Consider the following 19,353-nt stretch of genomic DNA (forward strand, 5'->3'; position numbering starts at 1 on the left):
GCAACAGTGTTACCTATAAGAACGCCCTTTCTTATTCTGGTTAAATATGGTTTCATTATACGATGATTTTTCTTTTATTTCAACAGTTTGTGAACGAAGTAACAGTTATAAAATGTTGAAAGAAATTTTGCTGTAAGAAAACGGTCTTGTTTCACAGAACAAAACCGTTTTTTTTACAGATATTATAGAAATGAGCTAAGTAAAAACACTTTGAAAAAGAAAGAGAATGAACCTTTCGTTTTTTATCAAAGCAATCAGCCTTATAAGGATTGACCCATGGTTCTCGTCTGTATGGTTCCCAGCTTTGATAGTTAAATTCATATTCCACAGAACCTGTCTATTTGGAAAGAGGGCTTTCAGTTAGTTCCAACGGTTCTAATTTTTCAATCGATGGAACTCCAAGGCTCTTTTTATTTTTTACGGTTCCATCCATAATAATGGTGCCATTTTCACTCTGGTTAAATTGAATATCAATATTGAGATATTCTAAACGATCGACGCTGTTGTAATAGAATGATTGAGCCGTATCTTTTATCGTGATGACAATTGCAAAATCTTCTTTTAACTGGTTCAGCGAGAAGCTTTTGCTTTCTGTTGGATTCGCTTTTATCTGATCCATAGAGAAAAGGGGTTCATTGGAAGAATCGGATTCCTGCCCTCTTGAAACAACAATCGGTACATCCAGGTTTTGATCCGTCGTATTGATGATTTGAATATTCACATTATAATTTTCCGTCTGGCATGCAGTAAATAAAACGATACAACCGGTCAGAAGACAAACAAGAAAAATGGAACAGAAAGAACAATGTTTTATTTTGATTTTATCACACCCTTGTATTAAAATTTATATCAATCATGGGTTGCTGCTCTTTACAAAGCGATAGATTGTTTGTTTTTGTGAAAGCAGTTTCCCTTACTTTCCTTTCATAGCCGCCTCTGGCAGCGATCACGGGATATGGGGCGGCGCCCAATTAAGCCAATGCGCAAGTCACTGCGCATTGGCTTGTGGAATATTGAAGCGTAGAAAATGCTTATTTTGCGATATTACTTTTCTTTGATAGGAATCCAAATCTCGCTGTAATATTGTTCGTCCCGCACACCTTTGGCATACCCGGCAGGGTCGCTATACATTTCAATGTTATAACCCGCTGCAATCTCATAGTCCTTGCAGCTTGGTAACCATTCCGAAAAAATCTTCTTATTTACATCTGGCATGGACTGGGGCATTGCGCCCCTGCAGGCAAAAACAGCCCAAGTGTGTTTCGGAATAACCCTTGTAACAAAGCCCTCGGCAATTTCCTTGATTGGATTGTAATTATCCGCAATCAGATATTCAAACTCATTTCCGTCCATATTTTCATCAATATTCACACCATACACACTGCAAACAATATCGCTTTTCCCTGTTTGAGAATAATCCGCCCACAATTTTGGAACCTCTATTGCCGCTTCATCATATTTCAATACCTTTGATACACCAATAATAGTAAACTCATCTTTTTTTACGATTTTGTAATCCATAGTATAACCTCCCTCTAATGTAAGTTTGATTTTCAGCGAAGCAAAAGATTTTATCATTGTTTCGCCTCTTCGTACAGAAGTGGGTGTTGCACCATGAAACCGAGTAAACGCTTTTGTAAAGCTATCGGGTGAATCGTAGCTGTATTTAAGTGCAATATCAATGATTTTTCTATCACTGGAAACAAGCTCGCTGCCGGCAAGAGCAAGTCTGCGGCATCTGATATACTCACCAACCGTAAAACCGCAAAGCATAGCAAATCCCTTTTGAAAATAGAACGGCGATACCATTGCCTGTTTTGCAATACCTTCGATTGTGAGTTCTTCGGTGATATTGTCCTCAATATAGCTGATTGCTTTACTAATACATTCAGTCCACTCCACGCTGGGCACCTCCTGTCTGTACCTATATCTTACGGTTTTCAAAGGGTTTTTTCCCGATTTTTAGTGTTAAGTTTTGTCTGCAAAAGGATAGAATAATCTGCAGTCAAATTGCGATTTATCTGCGTGTTATAGAAATAACCTGCACTTGCTCAGCATAGCTTCTTGCAGACTTTCAATGCAAATAAAGCTTGTATTCTTTTTTAACAATAGCTTTAAATGACTTCTGCATTCATAGATGAATTCGAATTTAAAGTAAAAAATGATTCATTTCATTGGCAATTCTCAAAAAAGGGGAGATGAAATAAAGCGGATACTATTCAATAAAAATAGTATCCTTGTTTTATTTCAAATATTATTTCGCTCTATGTTATATTTCCATTTCGTTTTGCAGGCTGCGCATAGCCAAAATGGTACGGTTAATTAGCTCGTCTAAAGACCAGTCCAGCATTTCTGCGCCCAAAGAAATTACATCCCGAGAGCAGCCGGCGGCAAAATTCGGCGATTTAAATTTCTTTTTTACCGATTTCAGTTCTAAGTCGACAACGCTTTTGGAAGGACGCATAATCGCCACAGCACCGATCAGTCCCGTCAGCTCGTCGGTGGCATACAGAATCTTTTCCATGATATGTTCCGGCTTAATATCCACACGAATCCGGTACCCGTGGCTGGCCACTGCACGAATCAGCCGTTCATCAAGGCCGCGTTCCCGCATGATTTCCTGGCATTTGACGCAGTGCTGTTCCGGGTAACGTTCAAAGTCCAAATCGTGAAGCAGGCCTACTGTCTTCCAGAACTCCACATTCTCCGGGTCATATTCCTGGGCAAAATATCCCATGACCCCAGACACGATGTTTGCGTGCCGAAGGTGAAAGGGATCTTGATTATATTCTTCCAGAAGAGCCTGTGCCTGTTCCATAGTGGGAATGATTCCCATACCGGTCACTCCTTTTCATTTTGTCTTTTTGTTAGTATAGCGCAGAATTTTTTCTTTGTCCATCTTAATAATACGTATACATATATGTTTAAAAATAAAGCGGAGTTGACTGAGATTCCTAGCCAACTCCGCTTTTTATGTATGGATTACATGGTTAAAACTTTAAAAAGTAAACCAAAATGCTGCCAAGCCCCATTAAAATGGTGAAGATAAATCCGATTTTATCGTTAAAAACGTGAAGCATGCTGTAGATTTCTTCTGTTTGCAGCAAATGAAGAATTTCTTCTGCACTTTTTCCATGGCGTGTTTTGTAGCGCAGAAAAAAGTAAGAAAACAGATAAAAAACAGAAAGCCCCAAGTACAGCTGAATCATGGGCGTTGAGGGGCCGCGTCCCATAGAAAACTGGGCGAAGGCAAATCCAAACACCAGCATGGTAGCAATCATAATCAGTTGCAGAACATAGTATTTAATGAATTTTTTCAAGAAAACCCTTCTTTCCGAAAGCGATCGGCCTAAGCCGGGCTTTCTTCTTTCTTTTCTTTGTCATCGGGCAGAAAAGCATTCGTCCGGCCGTAAGGATAGCCGTCCAAAAAGCTGTGAGTTTGACCGTTCTGCCGGTAACCAAGCACCGTATCCAGATTCACGTTGTGCATACTGCGAAAAATGTTGATGTCTACCTGAGGGTTGTCCTTTCGCAGTCCGGCAATCAGTTCTTTGACCATGGCGCGTTTGGAACCGCCGCTTTCCTGTTCTTCACAGACGGTGGTTCTCTCTGACAAGGGACAGCCGCACCGAACAAATTCCAGGGAATTATAGCGTTTCCACGCCAGAATGTCCCGTTCCCGAACAAGATAAAGGGGACGGATGATTTCCATTCCGGGGAAATTGGTGCTGGGCAGCTTGGGCATCATGGTGCGGATTTCTGCGCCGTACAGCATGCTCATCATGGTGGTTTCAATCACATCGTCAAAATGATGGCCTAAGGCAATTTTGTTGCACCCCAATTCCTGTGCTTTGGCATATAAGTGCCCTCGCCGCATTCTGGCACAAAGGTAACAGGGGTTTCCGCCCGAATTGGAGACAATTTCAAAAATGCGGGACGAAAATATGGTTAAGGGAATTCCCAAACGCTGGGCGTTATCTGTGATCATCTGCCGGTTGAGTTCGTCATACCCCGGATCCATGGATAAAAACTCCAGCTCAAAGGGAATTTCGGTGTAGCGCTGCAGCATTTGCAGACACTTGGCCAACAGCATGGAGTCTTTGCCGCCAGAGATGCAAACAGCGATTTTGTCCCCGGGCATAATCAGCTGATAGTCTTTGATTCCGCCAATCATCCGGTGCCAGATTTCTTTTCGGTATTTTTTTACAATGCTTTGTTCTATTTTCTGAATTGGTTCCATTGTGTCGCGCCTTTTCCTAAAGAGATTTTGGAGAAACGGTTTTTGATACGATTTACGGCTTATTATAACACGGTGTTCCCGACCCGGTCAAACAAAACAAAAAAGAAGGCCGGAAGCTGAAATCGCTTCCGGCCTTTGCATTTTATTCCGGCAGTTTTTTAGGCAGAGGAACTTCCGGCATCAGTTCGTTGTACATGACATCCAGAATGTTTTCCAGCTGAGAAACTTCCTGGGGCGAAAAGCGTTCTTTAATTCGCTCAATGACTGTCAGCATATAACCGAAACTCAGGTTATAGTATTCAAAGTATTTGGGTGTTACTTCAAGGTAATATTCCCGTTTGTCGGTTTTTGAGCGGATTTTCCGCAGATATCCCTTTTGAATCAGGTTGTTGACTTTGTAGGCGGCATTTGGAGGGGATATTTGGGCAAAGGAAGCGAACTCATTGACAGTGGGGTTTTCCAAAGCATGAATAATTTCAATGCAGAAAGTTTCCACCGTGGTCAGGCTTGCTTCCCTGTCTTCAAAACGGGAAAATACCTTCCGGTAAAAATTAAGTTTGAATTTAGTATAAACATCTGAAAAGGCCTGTTCCAGCATTTGAAAAGTCTCCTCCAAAAATGCGCAGTCGACTGCCTCGGTTTTCGGGCTTTTGTCTGCGCCATGTTGTTGTTCGATGGGATCGGGTAACAGCCGCCAGCGTAAGGGAACTGTCATTCTCCCAAAGCAAAGGTCAGCTCGGCGGTTGCGGCAATTTTGCCGTTGACGGTAGCTGTTGCTTTCCCGATTCCCACCGGGCCCCGGCGCTGCGTCAGTTCGCAGGTGAGCTCCAGCACGTCACCGGGGGTTACTTTCTGCTTAAATCGCGCCTGTTTAATTCCCCCAAAGAATGCGATTTTACCACGGTTTTCTTCCTGAGTCAAGATAGCCACAGCCCCGACCTGTGCCAAAGCCTCCAGAATCAAAACGCCGGGCATCACATGAAACTGCGGAAAATGCCCGCAGAAAAAGGGTTCGTTGACAGAAACGCATTTGATTCCTTTGGCCCATTGACCTGGTTCGCCGTCTATAATTTTATCCACCAGCAAAAAAGGATACCGGTGGGGCAAGATTTCCTGAATTTCATTGGAATTGAGTTCCATTCAGTTTTCCTCCCATCTTTTTAAAATCAGGCTGGCGTTGTGTCCGCCAAAGCCCAGGGAATTGGATAAAGCATAGCGAAGAGCCGCCTGCCGCCCTGTGTTGGGGACGATATCCAAATCGCAGTCCTCATCCGGAACCTGATAGTTGATGGTGGGGGGAACAAAGCTGTCCCGCAGCGCCAATGCGGTCAAAATGACTTCTACTGCGCCGCTGGCGCCCAAAAGATGCCCGGTCATGGATTTTGTAGAGCTGATCATCAGCTTTTTGGCGTGCTCGCCAAACACCGCTTTCACGGCAGTGGTTTCGCATTTGTCATTGAGGGGGGTAGAGGTGCCGTGGGCGTTGATATAGCTGATTTCTTCCGGATTGATTCCGGCATTTTCAATGGCTTGCCGCATGCATTCCTGAGCGGCCCGGCCGTCCGGATCCGGTGCAGTGATATGATAGGCGTCACAGGTGGAACCATAGCCAACAATCTCGCCATGAATTTTTGCACCCCGAGCCAAAGCGTGCTCTAAAGATTCCAGCACTACCATTCCCGCTCCTTCTCCCATTACAAAGCCGGAACGTTCTTTATCAAAGGGAATGGATGCCCGGTTCGGATCATTCGATTCCGCCAACGCTTTCATGGAAGTAAAGCCCCCCATTCCAAGCGGCGTAATGCTGGATTCTGCTCCGCCGCAGAGAACCACGTCGGAATAACCGCCCTGAATCATGCGAAAGGCATCGCCGATGGCATTGGTGCCGCCGGCGCAGGCTGTGACCGGGCAGGTCACCATGCCGCGAAAACCATGGCGTATGGCAATATGAGCCGCACCCATGTTACTGATGGACATGGGGATAAAGTAAGGGGAGACACGGTCAAATCCCTTTTGTTCGCCTCTGGCGTGCTCGTTCTCAATGGTTCCCAGCCCGCCGATTCCGCTGGATACAATGACGGAGCAACGGAAGGGGTTTTCTTGTTCCATAGAAAGGCCGCTGTCCTGAAAGGCTTGTTCGGCGGCGGCTACCGCCAGCTGGGCATAGCGATCCATTTTACGGGCTTCCCGCTTGTCAATATAGGTTTCCGGTTGAAAATTCTTTACTTCACCGGCAATGTGCACTTTTTGGTTGGAGGTATCATATAAAGTGATTTCTCCAATTCCGCAGATACCGGCTTTTGCGGAATTCCAGGTTTCGGCTGTGGTGCCGCCGATGGGGGTAAGTGCCCCTAATCCGGTGATTACAACACGTCGTTCCATCTTGTGAACCTCCTGAAAGCATCCGCCCGAGGGGCGGTTGTTTGAATATGGAAAATAGGGCTTAAACAGCCATGCCGCCGTCTACGCACAGCACTTGGCCGGTGATATATCCGGCTTCTTCGCTGGCAAAGAAAGCCACAGCGGCAGCCACGTCCTCGGGCTTTCCCGCCCGGGCCATGGGGATGCCGTGCACCAGCTGATCTTTTACCGCATCAGACAGCACATCGGTCATATCGGTTTCGATTAGTCCCGGTGCAACGGCGTTTACCGTCACATTGCGCCCGGCCAGTTCCTTTGCCAGAGATTTTGTCATGCCAATCAGCCCGGCCTTACTGGCGGAATAGTTGATTTGTCCCGGATTTCCGCGAACCCCTGCCACACTGCTCATGTTGACAATTCTGCCATAGCGCTGTTTCATCATGATGCGGGCGGCCAGTTTCATGCAGAAGAAAGCGCCTTTTAAGTTGGTGTCGATGACTTCATCAAAGCTTTCTTCGCTCATGCGAAGAATTAAGCCATCCCGTGTGATTCCCGCGTTATTGACGAGAACATCCACGGCGCCGAATGTTTCCTGTGCTTCTGAAAACAGTTTTTCACAGCCTTCGGGTTTGGATACATCCGCTTTTACCAGAATAACCTGAGTACCCAGACTGCGGCATTCTTCGGCTGTGGCTTCGGCGGCCTGCTGATTGCCTGCGTAGTTAATCACCAGGTTCATTTCCTGTGCGGCCAATTTAAGGCAGATGGCGCGCCCTATTCCCCGGCTGCCGCCGGTGACAATAGCAGTTTTGACGGTATGACTCATTGTGTTTCTCCTTTCAATGCGGAAATCACGGCGCGCAGGCTTTCGGCATCTTCCACCGCATAGGTTTTAATCGCTTTGGTGGTTTTTTTCACGAACCCGGATAATACTTTGCCGGGGCCGATCTCCACCGCTGTGTCAATGCCAAGCTGTTCCATATAACGGATGGAGTCTTCAAAATAAATGCTGCTCTGCACCTGCTTTTCCAAAAGAGCCGGAATGGTTTCGCCCGGCTGAAGGGATTTGGCTGTGGTATTAAAAATAACGGGGAATCTCATTTCCCCAAAGGAAATCTTTTTAAAATAGTCTGCCAGCGCATCCCCGGCCGGGGACATGAGAGAGCTGTGGAAAGGGCCGGGCAGGTGAAGGGGAATGCAGCGCCGGGCACCTGAAGCAAGAGCCAACTCTCCGGCTTTTTTCACTGCTTCTGCTTCGCCGGCTATCACCAGTTGACCCGGGCAATTGTAATTGGCTATTTCTACAATTCCCAAAGAGGATGCTTCGTCACAGGCCTTTTGCAGTGTATCTCTGTCTAAATTAAGAATGGCTGCCATGCCGCAGGGCAAATCACCCACGGCGGTTTCCATCGCTTTTCCGCGGAAAGCGGTTAAAGCAATTGCGGTGTCGGGATCAAATACGCCCGCCGCTGTTAAGGCAGAGTATTCCCCCAGGCTAAGCCCGGCTGCCATTTGGGGCAGGATGCCCTCTTGCTCCAGCAAAGCCGTGATACCGGCGCAAAACGCCACCATGCAGGGCTGTGTATGGCGGGTTTCGCCAAGCACTTCCTCCGGGCCGTTCTGGATGAGTTCCTTGATGTTGAATCCGGCGGAAGGGGTGTCATAAAAGCGCCGGAAATCCGGATATTGCTCGTATAAGTCCATTCCCATGCCAACGTGCTGATTCCCTTGTCCCGCATATAAAAATGCCAGTTTCATTTGTCGCTCCTCCATCCTTGTTTCAGCTCTTCCAGCAGTTCCTGCACAGGCAGAATCTTTTCCATACGCCATGCATTGCTGCCGCAGAAGAATAGTCCGTCTTCCCAATTTCCCTGAACGGCCGCGGACAATGCCCCGGTAATGCAATAGGGGGTGGTTGCCGGGGTGCAGGGGTGAAGACAGTCCATACATTTTTTCACCGGGATTCGCAGGTCTTGCTTTAATCGCTGAATCAGCGGAGAGTTGAGCGCCCGGCCCGGCATTCCCACCGGACTTTTAATCAGGCAAATGTCCTCTTTTTTTGCCGCCACCAAAATTTCTTTGTATCGAGGTGAGGCATCGCATTCTTCTGTGGCGATAAAACGGGTTCCCAGCTGTACGCCGGTGGCGCCCAACTGCAAGAAATGGCGGATGTCTTCGGCGGTATATACGCCGCCGGCCACAAAGACCGGAATCTTTTTCTGGTGCTTTTCTTCATATGGGGCAATTTCCGCCAAAACTTCCGGCAAAATTTGCTCCAATGTCTGGGCGGTGCCGTTTTCCAGTTCTTCGGCGGAAAAACCCAGATGTCCCCCGGCCAAAGAACCTTCGATTACAATAAAGTCGGGGCATACCTTGTGCCGTTTATCCCAAAGGCGGCAAATGGTGCGAGCCGCTTTTCCGCTGGATACAATCGGCGCAATGGCCGTTTTGCTTCCTTCTACAAATCGGGGCAGATCACTGGGCAGCCCGGCGCCGGAAATTACGGCATCCACCCCGGCTGCCACGGCGGTTCGGATGGTTTCTTCATAATGGGTGGTGGCAACCATGGCGTTAATGGCAACAATTCCACTGCCTTGGGCAATGTTTTTTGCTTTGTTGATTTGCTCTTTTAAAGCGGCAAGGTTGCTTTGCACCGAGTTAATCCAGAAATCTTTATTCAGAAAACCTGGGTTTGCGGCACTGATCACACCCATAGCGCCGTGTTTTGCCACATGTCCGGCCAGATTTCCCATAGAAACGCCGATTCCCATGCCGCCCTGAATAATGGGCAGAGGGAGGGGCTTGTCTTTAATCAGAACCATGTTAGCGCTCCTGTTCCAGTTTTGTCAGGGTATTCAGATAACCCTGATACAAATCCTCAAAAATACGGCGCAGCGGTTTGATTTCGTGCAGCTGTCCCGATACCTGACCGGCCATCAGTGAGCCGGAATCCACGTCGCCTTCAAAAACTGCCCGGCGCAGGGAGCCAAGGGTATAGTGTTCCAGCTCCATTTTATCGGCTCCGGCCGCTTCTTTTTTCAGGTATTCCCGGGCCATCTTATTTTTCAGCAGACGAACGGGAACTCCTGCGGAACGCCCGGTTACGATGGTGCCATTGTCTTTGGCTTTTAAAACAGCAGCTTTATAATTTTCATGGATGGGGCATTCTTCACTGACCAACAGACAGGTTCCCAATTGAGCACCGATGGCCCCCAGAGCAAAGGCGGCCAAAAGCTGCCGGCCGTCTGCAATGCCGCCAGCAGCAATCACGGGAATTGAAACCGCATCTGCCACTTGGGGCACCAGCGCCATGGTGGTCAGTTCGCCCACATGACCGCCGCTTTCGGTTCCTTCTGCAATCACGGCATCCGCGCCGTAATCCGCTACCCGCCGTGCTAAGGCCACACCGGGCACAACGGGGATTACTTTTGCACCCGCTTCTTTCCACATGGAAATATAGGTGCTGGGGTTGCCCGCCCCAGTTGTGATGACGGGGATCTTTTCATCTGCTGCAAGCTGTGCCATTTCCCCGGCTTGGGGGTGCATCAGCATAATATTTACCCCAAAGGGCTTATTGGTCTTTTCTTTGCAGATAAGGATGTTTTCCCGAAAGGTGTCTAAATTCATGCCGCCGGCTCCGATCAGGCCCAATCCACCTGAGTTAGATACCGCTGCCGCGAATTCTCCGGTGGCGATGTTAGCCATGCCGCCCTGAATAAAGGGGAATTCAATTCCCAGCCATTGATTCAGTTTCATGTTGTCTTTTCCTCCTATTACCATTCCACAACGGCTCCGCCCCAAGTAAGTCCGGCGCCAAAGCCGACGCATAAGGTGCGGGTTCCGGGTTTCAAAAGTCCTTTTTCCGCCATCTCATCTAAAGCGATGGGAATGCTTGCGGCAGAGGTATTGCCGTAGTTGTGAACATTCAAATAGAATTTATGCTCTGGCAGATGGGTTTTGCGGATCACGCTGGCAATAATGCGCTGATTTGCCTGATGGCATACAAAAAAGTCGATATCCTCTGGGGATAGTTCGGCTTTTTTCAGCGTGTCGTCAATGCAGTGAGGAACAGTTTCTACCGCAAAGCGGAAGACCTCGCTGCCGTTCATGAAAATCCGCTGGCGTTCCGTGCCCGGCGCGTTAGTGCAGCCCAGCATCTGATCGTCGCCCTTGCAGCCCAATACGCTGGTAAAGGGGTGACTGTCTGAAAGCTTGAGCACAGCGGCGCCCGCACCGTCACCGAACAGCACACAGGTGCTGCGGTCGTTAAAGTCCAGCACGCGGGAAATCACCTCGCTGCCCACCAAAAGCGCATAAGGGCGTTCACTTTGCAGCAGAAAGCCCCGCGCAACAGTCAGTCCATATAAAAAACCGGTGCAGCCTGCACTGATGTCCAGTGCAGGGGTATGTTCCGGCAAAGAAAGGCGGCGATGCACCTGAGTTGCCACAGCGGGGGAGATGTGATCCGGGGTAAAGGTGGCAACAATGCAGGTCCCTACCTGATCCGGGGAGATGCCCGCTGCTTTCATTGCCTTTTCTGCGGCGGCGGTTGCCAGGTCCGCGTTGGTTTCCCCTTCGGAAAAATGCCGCTGGCAAATTCCGGTTCGGGTTCGGATCCATTCGTCGTTGGTATCAGTCAGTTTGCTGATTTCATCGTTGGTCACAATTTTCTGTGGGATATAACGTCCGGTTCCCACAATTTGAATTCCAGTCATAGGGCCTCCTTTTCCGTGGGCAGATTGCCAATTGCCCGGAACTTTTCATAGCGCTGCTGTGCCAGCTGCTGTCCGGAATAAGGCAATAGATCGGTGAGGTTTCGGTACAAAGCTGCATCTACCTCTGCGAATACAGCACCATAATCACGGTGAGCCCCGCCACGGGGCTCGCGGATAATTTCATCTACTACGCCAAAGCGCAGCAAATCCTGAGCGGTCAGTTTCATCATGTCACAAGCTTCTGCACTGCGGGTGGAGTCCTTCCACAAAATAGAAGCAAATCCTTCCGGTGACAAAACGGAATAGACCGAATTTTCCAGCATCAGGACTCGGTTTGCCACACCCAAAGCCAGTGCTCCGCCGCTTCCGCCTTCGCCGGTTACAATGGAGATAACCGGAACAGAAAGTTCGCTCATGGCCGCCAAATTGCGGGCAATCGCCTCGCTTTGGCCGTGGGTTTCGGCCTCAAGGCCGGGATAGGCCCCGGGAGTATCAATAAAAGTAATCACGGGCCTGCCGAATTTTTCTGCTTGCCGCATCAGGCGCAAAGCCTTGCGGTAGCCTTCCGGATTTGGCATGCCAAAGTTATAATAAAGGTTTTCTTCCAGATTCTTTCCTTTGCAGTGGCCGATGACGGTTACCGGAATTCCCCGATAAAACGCCACACCGCCTAAAATGCTTTTGTCTTCTCCATTAAGACGGTCACCGTGCAGTTCAAAAAAATCCTGAAACAATGCGTTGGTGTAGTCCCGAATTCCCGGCCGCTTGGGGCGGCGAGCCAGATACACCTTATCCGCAGGAGTAAGCATTTGAAACGATTCCAGCAGTTTTTTGCGTTCACCTTCCAGCTGCCAAATCCGCAGATGGGGAGTTTTTGATTTTTCCCGCAGGGCGGCAAGTTCCTGTTCCAGCTGATCCAGTTTTGCTTCCGTTTCCTTCATGGTCATGCGGGTTTTCCTCCTTGTTGGTGAATGCGAATCAAAAAGGACAGGGTCGAACGCATTTGACTGCGCGGGACAATGCGATCCACAAAGCCATGTTCTTCCTGGAATTCTGCCCGCTGAAATCCATCGGGCAGCTTTTGACGGATGGTTTGCTCAATGACGCGGGGGCCGGCAAAGCCGATGAGGGCACCCGGTTCTGCCAAGGTGATATCCCCCAGCCCGGCAAAGCTGGCGCTGACACCACCGGTGGTGGGGTGAGTCAGGTAAGATATATAAAGCCCGCCTTCTTTGGAGAATCGGGCCAAAGCCGCACTGGTTTTCGCCATTTGCATCAAAGAAAGGATCCCTTCCTGCATTCTGGCGCCGCCGCTGGCACTGAAGATAATCAGCGGCAGTTTTTCTTCGTTGGCATATTCCACGGCGCAGGTAACGGACTCTCCTACTGCAACGCCCATGCTGCCCATAAAAAATCGGCTGTCTAGCACCGCGACTACCACAGGCTGTCCATTTATTTGGAGTAACGCACTGAGAACCGCTTCGGGAAGGCCGGCCTTTTTCCGGTTTTCTTCCAATTTGTTTTGATAACCGGGAAAATCCAACGGATCAATTTGGCTGACAGGAGGTTCGAACACCTGAATGGTTCCGGGATCCGCCAGCATTTGCAGCCGTTCTCGGGCTGATATCTGTAAATGATGTCCGCACAAAGCGCATACCTGATCTTTTTCAGCCAGCTGAGTGCGGGACACTGCTTTTCCGCAGCCGGGGCAAGTGCTGTAGCCGCTTGGTTCTTTTGTTTCTGCTTTGCGCCCCTGCTGTGTGGGAAGGCGGAGCATCGACAGCAGAGTCATTTTTTTCTGTGGGGTAGCGTCGCTCATAGTTTCTTCCTCTCTTCCGGAAAATGATGAAACGAATTTATACTTCTGTTACATGCTGTTCTAAATAATGGACCAAATCGCCCACGGTCTGAAACTGATCCAGATCCAAATCTGAAATGGTCACGTTGAAACTATCCTCTAGGAGCATCCCGATTTCCGCGTAACTAAAGGAATCCGCGCCCAAATCTTCTTTCAGGTTTGCCTCCATGGTTACATCTTCTATGTTGTGGTTCAGCCGGTCGGCGACCAAATCCCGTACTTTCTCAAAAATCACGTGATACCCTCTTTTCTCTCCTTTTTAGAAAAATAGTTAAAAATATTTAATTAAAAATATTTAACCTAATCTTATTCCAAATAACCAGAAAAGTCAAGAAAAATTTGTTGAAATACCCTGATGTTTTCCGCTTGGAATCGTAGCCTAGGGGGGTGTGGCAGCTTGACTTTTGGGATGGGATTCGGTACAATCAGGGCAAGGAAATCCGTGCCCGGCGCCTGGTTTTCGGTGTGTTCCGGTGTTTTGGCGGAATGGCCGGCGCGGCGTACGGATGAGAGCAATACAAGCAAAAAATGCTCAGGTTGCTGTCCGTGGGTCACAGATCTGTCGGGCAGCTTTTGTTGTTTGTGAAAGTATTGGATAAAAATGGAGTTTAAATCGAAAAAACATCACAGATTCTGCTGGTGAACTTGGATTACACAGCGGCCTTGTAAAGTGGCTCTATCCGGAACCGAACGGAGTATTTTCTGCTGTATGCAGTGGAATTACCTTTACCAGCCCGGTGGGGTGGAATATTTGTGAAACCGGATGCGTAAAATGACAATGGACACGCGCGGTCTGAATGGGGTCAGGCTGGCTGCCATCGGTTCCGCCACAGCCCGGGCGCTGGAGGGAAAGGGCCTTTTAGCGGATGATGTACCGATGGAATACAGCGCAGCCCGATTGGGAGAGGGCTTGGCAAAGCGGGTGGAGCAGGGCGGACTGGTGCTGCTCGCCCGCGCCAAGATTCAGAGACCATTTGCGCAGGTTGGCTTATCTGATCTTTTCTCGGCATTTTCACAGTTTTCGGTTTTGTTCCTGTTGCCGGACAAGCATCTTTTTTCGGGATTTGGGCTGTATGTATTGGACAGGCTATGGAACGAAACATAATATAACACCTAAAAGAGTTACGGCAGGTGCTTAAAAAGACCAAGAAAGCTGCGCAGAAACAGAGCGTTGCGGGGAATGGTGCGAGAAAATCGGTGCGAATCTGCTTTTAACCATAATTACGCCAAAGAGGTGGCGGGATGGATTGATGAAGGGAGAATTGGTTCATGACACATTCAGAGCAGTTATTTCAAGAGGCAGTTCACTATATTCCGGGGGGAGTGAACAGTCCGGTGCGCGCCTTTGGGGCGGTGGGGGAAACCCCGCGTTTTATCCGCCGGGCAGAGGGTTCTAGACTTTATGATGTGGATGGCCGCGTTTACACCGACTATGTATGCTCTTGGGGGGCAATGCTGTTAGGGCACAATCCCCCGGCAGTAAAAAAGGCTGTGTTGGAAGCGGTGCAGAACGGTTTGAGTTTTGGTGCTGCCACCGAGGCCGAAGTGAAAATGGCCAAGCTGATCACTAAGCTGGTTCCCTCGGTGGAAATGGTTCGCATGGTCAATTCCGGCACCGAGGCTGTGATGAGCGCGATTCGCGCAGCCCGCGGGTTTACCGGGCGGGATAAAGTGATTAAATTCGCCGGATGTTACCATGGACATTCTGATTCCATGTTAGCAAAGGCAGGTTCCGGGGGGATAACGACCGGTGTTCCGGACAGTGCCGGTGTGCCCCAAGGGTGTGCCACAGATACACTTTTGGCGCAATACAATGATTTAAACAGTGTGGAGCGGCTGTTCCAACAGAATAAAGGGCAGATTGCCGCGCTGATTGTGGAGCCGGTAGCGGTCAATATGGGTGTGGTGGAACCAGCGGAAGGCTTTTTGTCCGGATTACGGCAGATTTGCAGCCAGAATGGTACGGTTTTGATTTTTGACGAGGTGATTACCGGGTTTCGGCTGGCCCCCGGCGGTGCGCAGGAATATTACGGAATTGCGGCGGATTTAACGGTGTTTGGAAAAATTATCGGTGCAGGAATGCCTGTGGGCGCTTATGGCGGCAAACGGGAGATTATGAGTCAGGTGGCCCCTGCCGGCCCGGTGTATCAGGCGGGTACTTTAAGCGGAAATCCAGTGGCGATGGCAGCGGGGCTTGCACAGCTTGGGCAGATTCAGTCTCAGCCTTTGCTTTACCAAAAGCTCACCCGGGAAGGCGAAAAGCTTCGAGAAGGATTGCGCAGTCTTTTCCCGCAATATACCGTAACCGGGGTCGGCTCTTTCAGCTGCTTGTTTTTTACGCAGGAACCGGTTACCGATTATTCCAGCGCACAGAAAAGCGATACACAGCTCTTTGCCCGTTTCTTTTCTCACATGCTGAATAACGGAATTTATATGGCTCCGTCCCAATTTGAAGCCATGTTTTTATCCAGTGCGCACACAGATAATGATATTGATTGTTTTTTGGAAACTGCCAAAGAATTTTTGTTGTAAATATGAAAAAATTGGAAACTTTTAAAAATAATAAGAATTATTCTTAAAAAGGTATTGCTTTTTCAATTTGCCTTCTGTATAATTGGTGTTAGTGAGAGATAACTGTATAGACAGTTCAAAAATAGTTTATAATACAGGAGGTAACAAAGATGATGAATTTGATTGGACAACAACTTCCGGAGTTTAAGGTACAGGCATATCACCAAGGCGATTTTAAAGAGGTGACCCGTTCGGATTTGGACGGCAAGTGGAGCATTTTGTTCTTCTACCCGGCGGATTTTACCTTTGTGTGCCCCACAGAATTGGCGGATTTAGCAGATAATTACGCAGAATTCCAGAAAATCGGAGCCGAAATTTACTCTGTATCCACAGACAGCCAGTATGTTCATAAGGCATGGGCCGATGCTTCTGAAACGATAAAGAAAATTCAGTACCCCATGTTAGAAGACCGTGCGGGTGTGCTTTCGAAGAGCTTGGGAATTTTTGTAGAAGAATCCGGCGTAGCGCTGCGTGGAACCTTTATCGTGAACCCCGAAGGCAAAATTGTGGCCTATGAAATTCACGATTTGGGCATCGGCAGAAACGCAGAAGAGCTGCTGCGCAAAGTTCAGGCTGCTCAGTTTGTGGCAGAACACGGCGATCAGGTTTGCCCGGCAAAGTGGAAGCCCGGTGCAGAGACCCTTTCGCCCAGCTTGAATCTGGTGGGCAAAATATAAAATAATAATGAGGCCGCTGCCGAAGGGCGGCGGCCTTTTTTAGGGGGAAAACAGGATGAAACCAGTTTATGATTTAATCATTATCGGCGCAGGCTGCGCTGGTTTAGCAGCAGGCGTTTATGCAGGCCGGGCAAAGCTGAAAACTTTGATTCTGGAAAAAAGCAACCCGGGCGGTCAGGTGGGAAATACCGCCGAAGTTGTCAACTACCCCGGTATCCGTAAAACAGGCGGGCCGGAGCTAGTGGATGAAATGAAAAATCATGTGCGTGATTTTGGCGTGAAAATTGAAACCGCAGAAATTGAGCGGGTGGATTTAACCGGTGAAATTAAAACCCTGTATGCCAAATCCGGTACCTATCAAAGCCGGGCGGTGATTATCGCCACCGGTGCAGCACCTCGCCGCGGCGGTTTTGGCGGAGAAGACACCTATACCGGCCACGGTGTGGCTTATTGCGCCACCTGCGACGGCGAGTTCTTTTCCGGGCTGGATATTTTTGTGGTGGGCGGCGGGTATGCCGCTGCGGAAGAAGCAATTTATCTGACCCGCTTTGCCAAATCGGTTACCATAGTTATCCGCGGTAAAGATTTCAGCTGTGCGCGAAGCGTGGCAGAGAAAGTGTTGGCTCACCCGAAAATTACAGTAAAATTTAATACTCTTTTGGAACAGGTAGCAGGTGATTCCCTGTTGCGTAAAGCGTATTTAAAAGATAAGCTGACGGGGGAAACCACCGTATATGATGCCGGACCCAACGGTACTTTTGGTGTCTTTGTGTTTGTTGGATACGATCCCGCCACCGAAGTCTTCCGCGATCAGGTAGAAGTGGACGAGCATGGGTATATTCTGACCGACGATGCCATGAAAACAAATCTTCCCGGTGTGTTTGCTGCGGGAGATCTTCGCCCGAAAATTCTTCGCCAGATTGTCACTGCCGTTTCAGATGGTGCGGTGGCGGCAACCTCTGCAGAAAAATATGTGACCGAAGAAAAAGAACGCCTTGGGCTGCCCATGTTTGAAGAGGAAGCGGCTCCTGCAGAAGAACCGGCAGAATCGGCCGGCACTTCTCATCAGGCAGACGGCGAATATTTAAACGGAGAGCTGAAAGGCCAGCTGGAGCAGGTATTCCAGCGCCTGACCAGGGATATGACCATTGTTACAGTGGTGGATTCCGCCAATCCTAAGTCTTTAGAGCTGGAAGGTTTTCTTCGTGAAGTAACGGCTCTCAGTCCTCGCATTGGTCTGAACATTGTTGCCAAAGGGGAAGATGCCGCTTTGGAGCAAAACTTGGGCATCGAGCGGTATCCCGTTGCGGCTTTGCTGGATGAAGCGGGCCAGTTCAGCGGTGTTAAGTTTAGTGGTGTGCCCGGAGGGCACGAAATCAATTCCTTTGTGCTTGCCATTTTGCACTTGGGTTCAGAAGATAAGCTGACTCCGGAACAGCTGGAAAAGATTCAGGCGCTGCCTGAAAACACAAAACTCCGTGTGGGAATCACGCTTTCCTGCCCCTATTGCCCCGATGTGGTTGCGGCGGCTCATTCCATCGCGATTGCCAGCAACGGCAAGGTGACAGCAGAGATGATCGACGTGGCCTTATTCCCGGACATTCGGGAGAAGTATCAGATTATGAGTGTTCCGGCCTTGCTGCTCAACGACGATCCCAAAGCGGTGTTCGGCTCTCAATCACTGGATCAAATTCTGGAACTGGCAGCAAAGAACTAATCCAAAAAAGTTTTTTTGACAACGATCGAACGGCCTCTTTTCGAAAGGGGTCGTTTTTGTTTTTTTAAGTATGTCCACGGTAAAAGATATATTGTAAACCTAATTTAAAAAATAATGGTTGACAATAGAAGTGGCACTTGCTACAATAAGACTCAAAGTGATTCCAAAGGGCCCTGGATCAGCAACAAACGGTATGAAAATGTGGGAGGATTTGCAAATATGAGCATTGTGCAGCAGTGGAAAGAGCGAATTTTATCCGGTGAACAGCTGGATCGTCAGGGAGCAGAGGCGTTGCTGACAACCCCTTTGCAGGAATTGTGTGAAGCGGCCAATGAAATACGGGAACAGCTGAACGGGAATGTGCTGGACACCTGTTCCATTTTGAACGGAAAAAGCGGGATGTGTACCGAAAACTGTAAGTATTGTTCTCAGGCCAGGGGACACAACACCGGCGTGGAACAATATCCTCTTTTGACAGTCAATAAAATCGTAGAAGAAGCCATGAAAACAGCCGAAGCGGGTGTTGACCGCTTTTCTGTGGTGACTTCTGGCGTGCGGGTTTCCGATTTGGAAATTGATGTTCTGTGTCAGGCATATGGAAAAATTCGAGAGCAGTCAGACATTCAGCTTTGCGCTTCTCACGGCCTGATTAACTATGAGCAATTTCTTCGTTTAAAAGAGGCAGGGGTCACACGGATACATAATAATCTGGAAACCTCTCGCCGATTCTTTCCTCAGGTTTGCACCACCCATACTTATGACGATAAAATTGAAACCATCCGGGCAGCTCAAAAAGCGGGGCTGGCTGTTTGCAGTGGCGGAATCATCGGAATGGGCGAAGAAATGAGCGATCGGCTGGATATGGCCTTTGATTTGCGGGAATTGGGCGTTCATTCGATTCCGGTTAATGTGCTGATGCCGATTCCCGGCACCCCTCTGGGAGATCGCCCTCAATTGCCTGAGCCTGAGATCCTGCGTACCATTGCCTTATTCCGGTTTATCCATCCCGTTTCCAACATCCGGCTGGCCGGAGGACGGAATTCCATGACGGACTGCGGCAGGCTGGCTTTGCATGCCGGAGCCAACGCCTCTATTACCGGGAATATGCTGACCACCTCTGGGAATACCGTGAATCAGGATTTTCAGATGTTTACCGAAGCTGGTTTTCAGCTGCGGTGCAGTGTTCGCGTATAATTTCATTTTAATAACTTCAT

At 48.8% G+C, this 19,353-nt stretch carries 21 protein-coding genes; 5 read left to right on the plus strand and 16 right to left on the minus strand.

The genetic code is table 11. From position 1 onward, the window contains the following. Positions 1 to 337 precede the first annotated feature (337 nt). From C1A02_RS08150 to C1A02_RS08225, 16 genes are all read right to left on the minus strand, one after another. Positions 338 to 721, minus strand: a complete 384-nt coding sequence (locus tag C1A02_RS08150; RefSeq protein WP_101697719.1) for a hypothetical protein — start codon at positions 719 to 721, stop codon at positions 338 to 340. Positions 722 to 1,044: 323 nt separating this feature from the next. Further along, the gene (locus C1A02_RS08155; protein WP_101697720.1) at positions 1,045 to 1,902 is read right to left on the minus strand and encodes an AraC family transcriptional regulator; all 858 of its coding nucleotides are present in this window, start codon (positions 1,900 to 1,902) and stop codon (positions 1,045 to 1,047) included. A 367-nt stretch (positions 1,903 to 2,269) separates the two neighbouring features. Continuing rightward, entirely contained in the window at positions 2,270 to 2,836 is a 567-nt protein-coding gene (locus tag C1A02_RS08160) for an HDIG domain-containing metalloprotein (protein WP_101697721.1), read from the minus strand. Between the two features lie 154 nt (positions 2,837 to 2,990). Then, positions 2,991 to 3,320, minus strand: coding sequence for a hypothetical protein (locus C1A02_RS08165; protein ID WP_243577962.1), 330 nt, complete (start codon positions 3,318 to 3,320; stop codon positions 2,991 to 2,993). Positions 3,321 to 3,349: 29 nt separating this feature from the next. Then, positions 3,350 to 4,240 (minus strand): tRNA 2-thiocytidine biosynthesis TtcA family protein, encoded by an 891-nt coding sequence (locus C1A02_RS08170; RefSeq protein ID WP_101697722.1) that lies wholly within the window; start codon positions 4,238 to 4,240, stop codon positions 3,350 to 3,352. A 142-nt stretch (positions 4,241 to 4,382) separates the two neighbouring features. After that, on the minus strand, positions 4,383 to 4,838 hold the full coding sequence (locus C1A02_RS08175; protein ID WP_101698010.1) for a MarR family winged helix-turn-helix transcriptional regulator: 456 nt from the start codon (positions 4,836 to 4,838) through the stop codon (positions 4,383 to 4,385). A gap of 113 nt (positions 4,839 to 4,951) precedes the next feature. Next, positions 4,952 to 5,380 (minus strand): 3-hydroxyacyl-ACP dehydratase FabZ, encoded by a 429-nt coding sequence (fabZ, locus tag C1A02_RS08180; protein ID WP_101697723.1) that lies wholly within the window; start codon positions 5,378 to 5,380, stop codon positions 4,952 to 4,954. Then, the gene (fabF, locus tag C1A02_RS08185) at positions 5,381 to 6,622 is read right to left on the minus strand and encodes a beta-ketoacyl-ACP synthase II (RefSeq protein ID WP_101697724.1); all 1,242 of its coding nucleotides are present in this window, start codon (positions 6,620 to 6,622) and stop codon (positions 5,381 to 5,383) included. A gap of 61 nt (positions 6,623 to 6,683) precedes the next feature. Then, a complete protein-coding gene (gene fabG / locus C1A02_RS08190; RefSeq protein WP_101697725.1) occupies positions 6,684 to 7,427 on the minus strand; it encodes a 3-oxoacyl-[acyl-carrier-protein] reductase in 744 nt (247 codons plus the stop codon). Then, positions 7,424 to 8,359 carry an ACP S-malonyltransferase gene (fabD, locus tag C1A02_RS08195; protein ID WP_101697726.1) on the minus strand — a complete coding sequence of 312 codons (936 nt, stop codon included), beginning with the start codon at positions 8,357 to 8,359 and terminating at the stop codon, positions 7,424 to 7,426. Before fabD ends, fabG begins: the two co-directional genes overlap by 4 nt. Continuing rightward, positions 8,356 to 9,423: an NAD(P)H-dependent flavin oxidoreductase gene (locus C1A02_RS08200; protein ID WP_101697727.1), complete on the minus strand. Its 1,068-nt coding sequence runs from the start codon at positions 9,421 to 9,423 to the stop codon at positions 8,356 to 8,358. Before C1A02_RS08200 ends, fabD begins: the two co-directional genes overlap by 4 nt. A gap of 1 nt (position 9,424) precedes the next feature. After that, on the minus strand, positions 9,425 to 10,357 hold the full coding sequence (locus C1A02_RS08205; protein WP_101697728.1) for a nitronate monooxygenase: 933 nt from the start codon (positions 10,355 to 10,357) through the stop codon (positions 9,425 to 9,427). Between the two features lie 17 nt (positions 10,358 to 10,374). Further along, positions 10,375 to 11,316 carry a beta-ketoacyl-ACP synthase III gene (locus C1A02_RS08210; protein ID WP_101697729.1) on the minus strand — a complete coding sequence of 314 codons (942 nt, stop codon included), beginning with the start codon at positions 11,314 to 11,316 and terminating at the stop codon, positions 10,375 to 10,377. After that, complete coding sequence (locus tag C1A02_RS08215; RefSeq protein ID WP_164997173.1) at positions 11,313 to 12,263, minus strand: acetyl-CoA carboxylase carboxyltransferase subunit alpha; 951 nt, start codon at positions 12,261 to 12,263, stop codon at positions 11,313 to 11,315. The genes C1A02_RS08210 and C1A02_RS08215 overlap by 4 nt, the downstream gene beginning before the upstream one ends. After that, positions 12,260 to 13,135: an acetyl-CoA carboxylase, carboxyltransferase subunit beta gene (gene accD / locus C1A02_RS08220; protein WP_101697730.1), complete on the minus strand. Its 876-nt coding sequence runs from the start codon at positions 13,133 to 13,135 to the stop codon at positions 12,260 to 12,262. Before accD ends, C1A02_RS08215 begins: the two co-directional genes overlap by 4 nt. 37 nt (positions 13,136 to 13,172) lie before the next feature. Beyond that, entirely contained in the window at positions 13,173 to 13,409 is a 237-nt protein-coding gene (locus C1A02_RS08225) for an acyl carrier protein (RefSeq protein WP_101697731.1), read from the minus strand. A 537-nt stretch (positions 13,410 to 13,946) separates the two neighbouring features. Here C1A02_RS08225 and C1A02_RS08230 point away from each other — a divergent pair. From C1A02_RS08230 to bioB, 5 genes are all read left to right on the plus strand, one after another. Beyond that, complete coding sequence (locus C1A02_RS08230; RefSeq protein WP_207204888.1) at positions 13,947 to 14,279, plus strand: uroporphyrinogen-III synthase; 333 nt, start codon at positions 13,947 to 13,949, stop codon at positions 14,277 to 14,279. Between the two features lie 164 nt (positions 14,280 to 14,443). Beyond that, a complete protein-coding gene (gene hemL, locus C1A02_RS08235) occupies positions 14,444 to 15,706 on the plus strand; it encodes a glutamate-1-semialdehyde 2,1-aminomutase (RefSeq protein WP_101697733.1) in 1,263 nt (420 codons plus the stop codon). 152 nt (positions 15,707 to 15,858) lie between these two features. Next, a complete protein-coding gene (gene ahpC, locus C1A02_RS08240; RefSeq protein ID WP_101698012.1) occupies positions 15,859 to 16,422 on the plus strand; it encodes an alkyl hydroperoxide reductase subunit C in 564 nt (187 codons plus the stop codon). 55 nt (positions 16,423 to 16,477) lie between these two features. After that, entirely contained in the window at positions 16,478 to 18,139 is a 1,662-nt protein-coding gene (locus C1A02_RS08245) for an FAD-dependent oxidoreductase (RefSeq protein WP_101697734.1), read from the plus strand. 219 nt (positions 18,140 to 18,358) lie between these two features. After that, the gene (gene bioB, locus C1A02_RS08250; RefSeq protein WP_101697735.1) at positions 18,359 to 19,333 is read left to right on the plus strand and encodes a biotin synthase BioB; all 975 of its coding nucleotides are present in this window, start codon (positions 18,359 to 18,361) and stop codon (positions 19,331 to 19,333) included. Positions 19,334 to 19,353: the final 20 nt, after the last annotated feature.

It is taken from the genome of Clostridium minihomine (assembly GCF_900240385.1).
GTDB lineage: Bacteria > Bacillota > Clostridia > Oscillospirales > Acutalibacteraceae > Faecalispora > Faecalispora minihomine.

Bases quoted from the DNA above. Each gene is read 5' to 3' on its own strand.
- C1A02_RS08245 (WP_101697734.1), top strand. From the start codon at position 16,478: ATGAAACCAGTTTATGATTTAATCATTATCGGCGCAGGCTGCGCTGGT.
- ahpC (WP_101698012.1), top strand. From the start codon at position 15,859: ATGAATTTGATTGGACAACAACTTCCGGAGTTTAAGGTACAGGCATAT.
- accD (WP_101697730.1), bottom strand. From the start codon at position 13,135: ATGAGCGACGCTACCCCACAGAAAAAAATGACTCTGCTGTCGATGCTC.
- bioB (WP_101697735.1), top strand. From the start codon at position 18,359: ATGAGCATTGTGCAGCAGTGGAAAGAGCGAATTTTATCCGGTGAACAG.
- C1A02_RS08160 (WP_101697721.1), bottom strand. From the start codon at position 2,836: ATGGGAATCATTCCCACTATGGAACAGGCACAGGCTCTTCTGGAAGAA.
- C1A02_RS08170 (WP_101697722.1), bottom strand. From the start codon at position 4,240: ATGGAACCAATTCAGAAAATAGAACAAAGCATTGTAAAAAAATACCGA.
- C1A02_RS08215 (WP_164997173.1), bottom strand. From the start codon at position 12,263: ATGACCATGAAGGAAACGGAAGCAAAACTGGATCAGCTGGAACAGGAA.
- C1A02_RS08205 (WP_101697728.1), bottom strand. From the start codon at position 10,357: ATGAAACTGAATCAATGGCTGGGAATTGAATTCCCCTTTATTCAGGGC.
- C1A02_RS08210 (WP_101697729.1), bottom strand. From the start codon at position 11,316: ATGACTGGAATTCAAATTGTGGGAACCGGACGTTATATCCCACAGAAA.
- C1A02_RS08175 (WP_101698010.1), bottom strand. From the start codon at position 4,838: ATGCTGGAACAGGCCTTTTCAGATGTTTATACTAAATTCAAACTTAAT.
- fabZ (WP_101697723.1), bottom strand. From the start codon at position 5,380: ATGGAACTCAATTCCAATGAAATTCAGGAAATCTTGCCCCACCGGTAT.
- hemL (WP_101697733.1), top strand. From the start codon at position 14,444: ATGACACATTCAGAGCAGTTATTTCAAGAGGCAGTTCACTATATTCCG.
- C1A02_RS08230 (WP_207204888.1), top strand. From the start codon at position 13,947: ATGACAATGGACACGCGCGGTCTGAATGGGGTCAGGCTGGCTGCCATC.
- fabG (WP_101697725.1), bottom strand. From the start codon at position 7,427: ATGAGTCATACCGTCAAAACTGCTATTGTCACCGGCGGCAGCCGGGGA.
- fabF (WP_101697724.1), bottom strand. From the start codon at position 6,622: ATGGAACGACGTGTTGTAATCACCGGATTAGGGGCACTTACCCCCATC.
- C1A02_RS08200 (WP_101697727.1), bottom strand. From the start codon at position 9,423: ATGGTTCTGATTAAAGACAAGCCCCTCCCTCTGCCCATTATTCAGGGC.
- fabD (WP_101697726.1), bottom strand. From the start codon at position 8,359: ATGAAACTGGCATTTTTATATGCGGGACAAGGGAATCAGCACGTTGGC.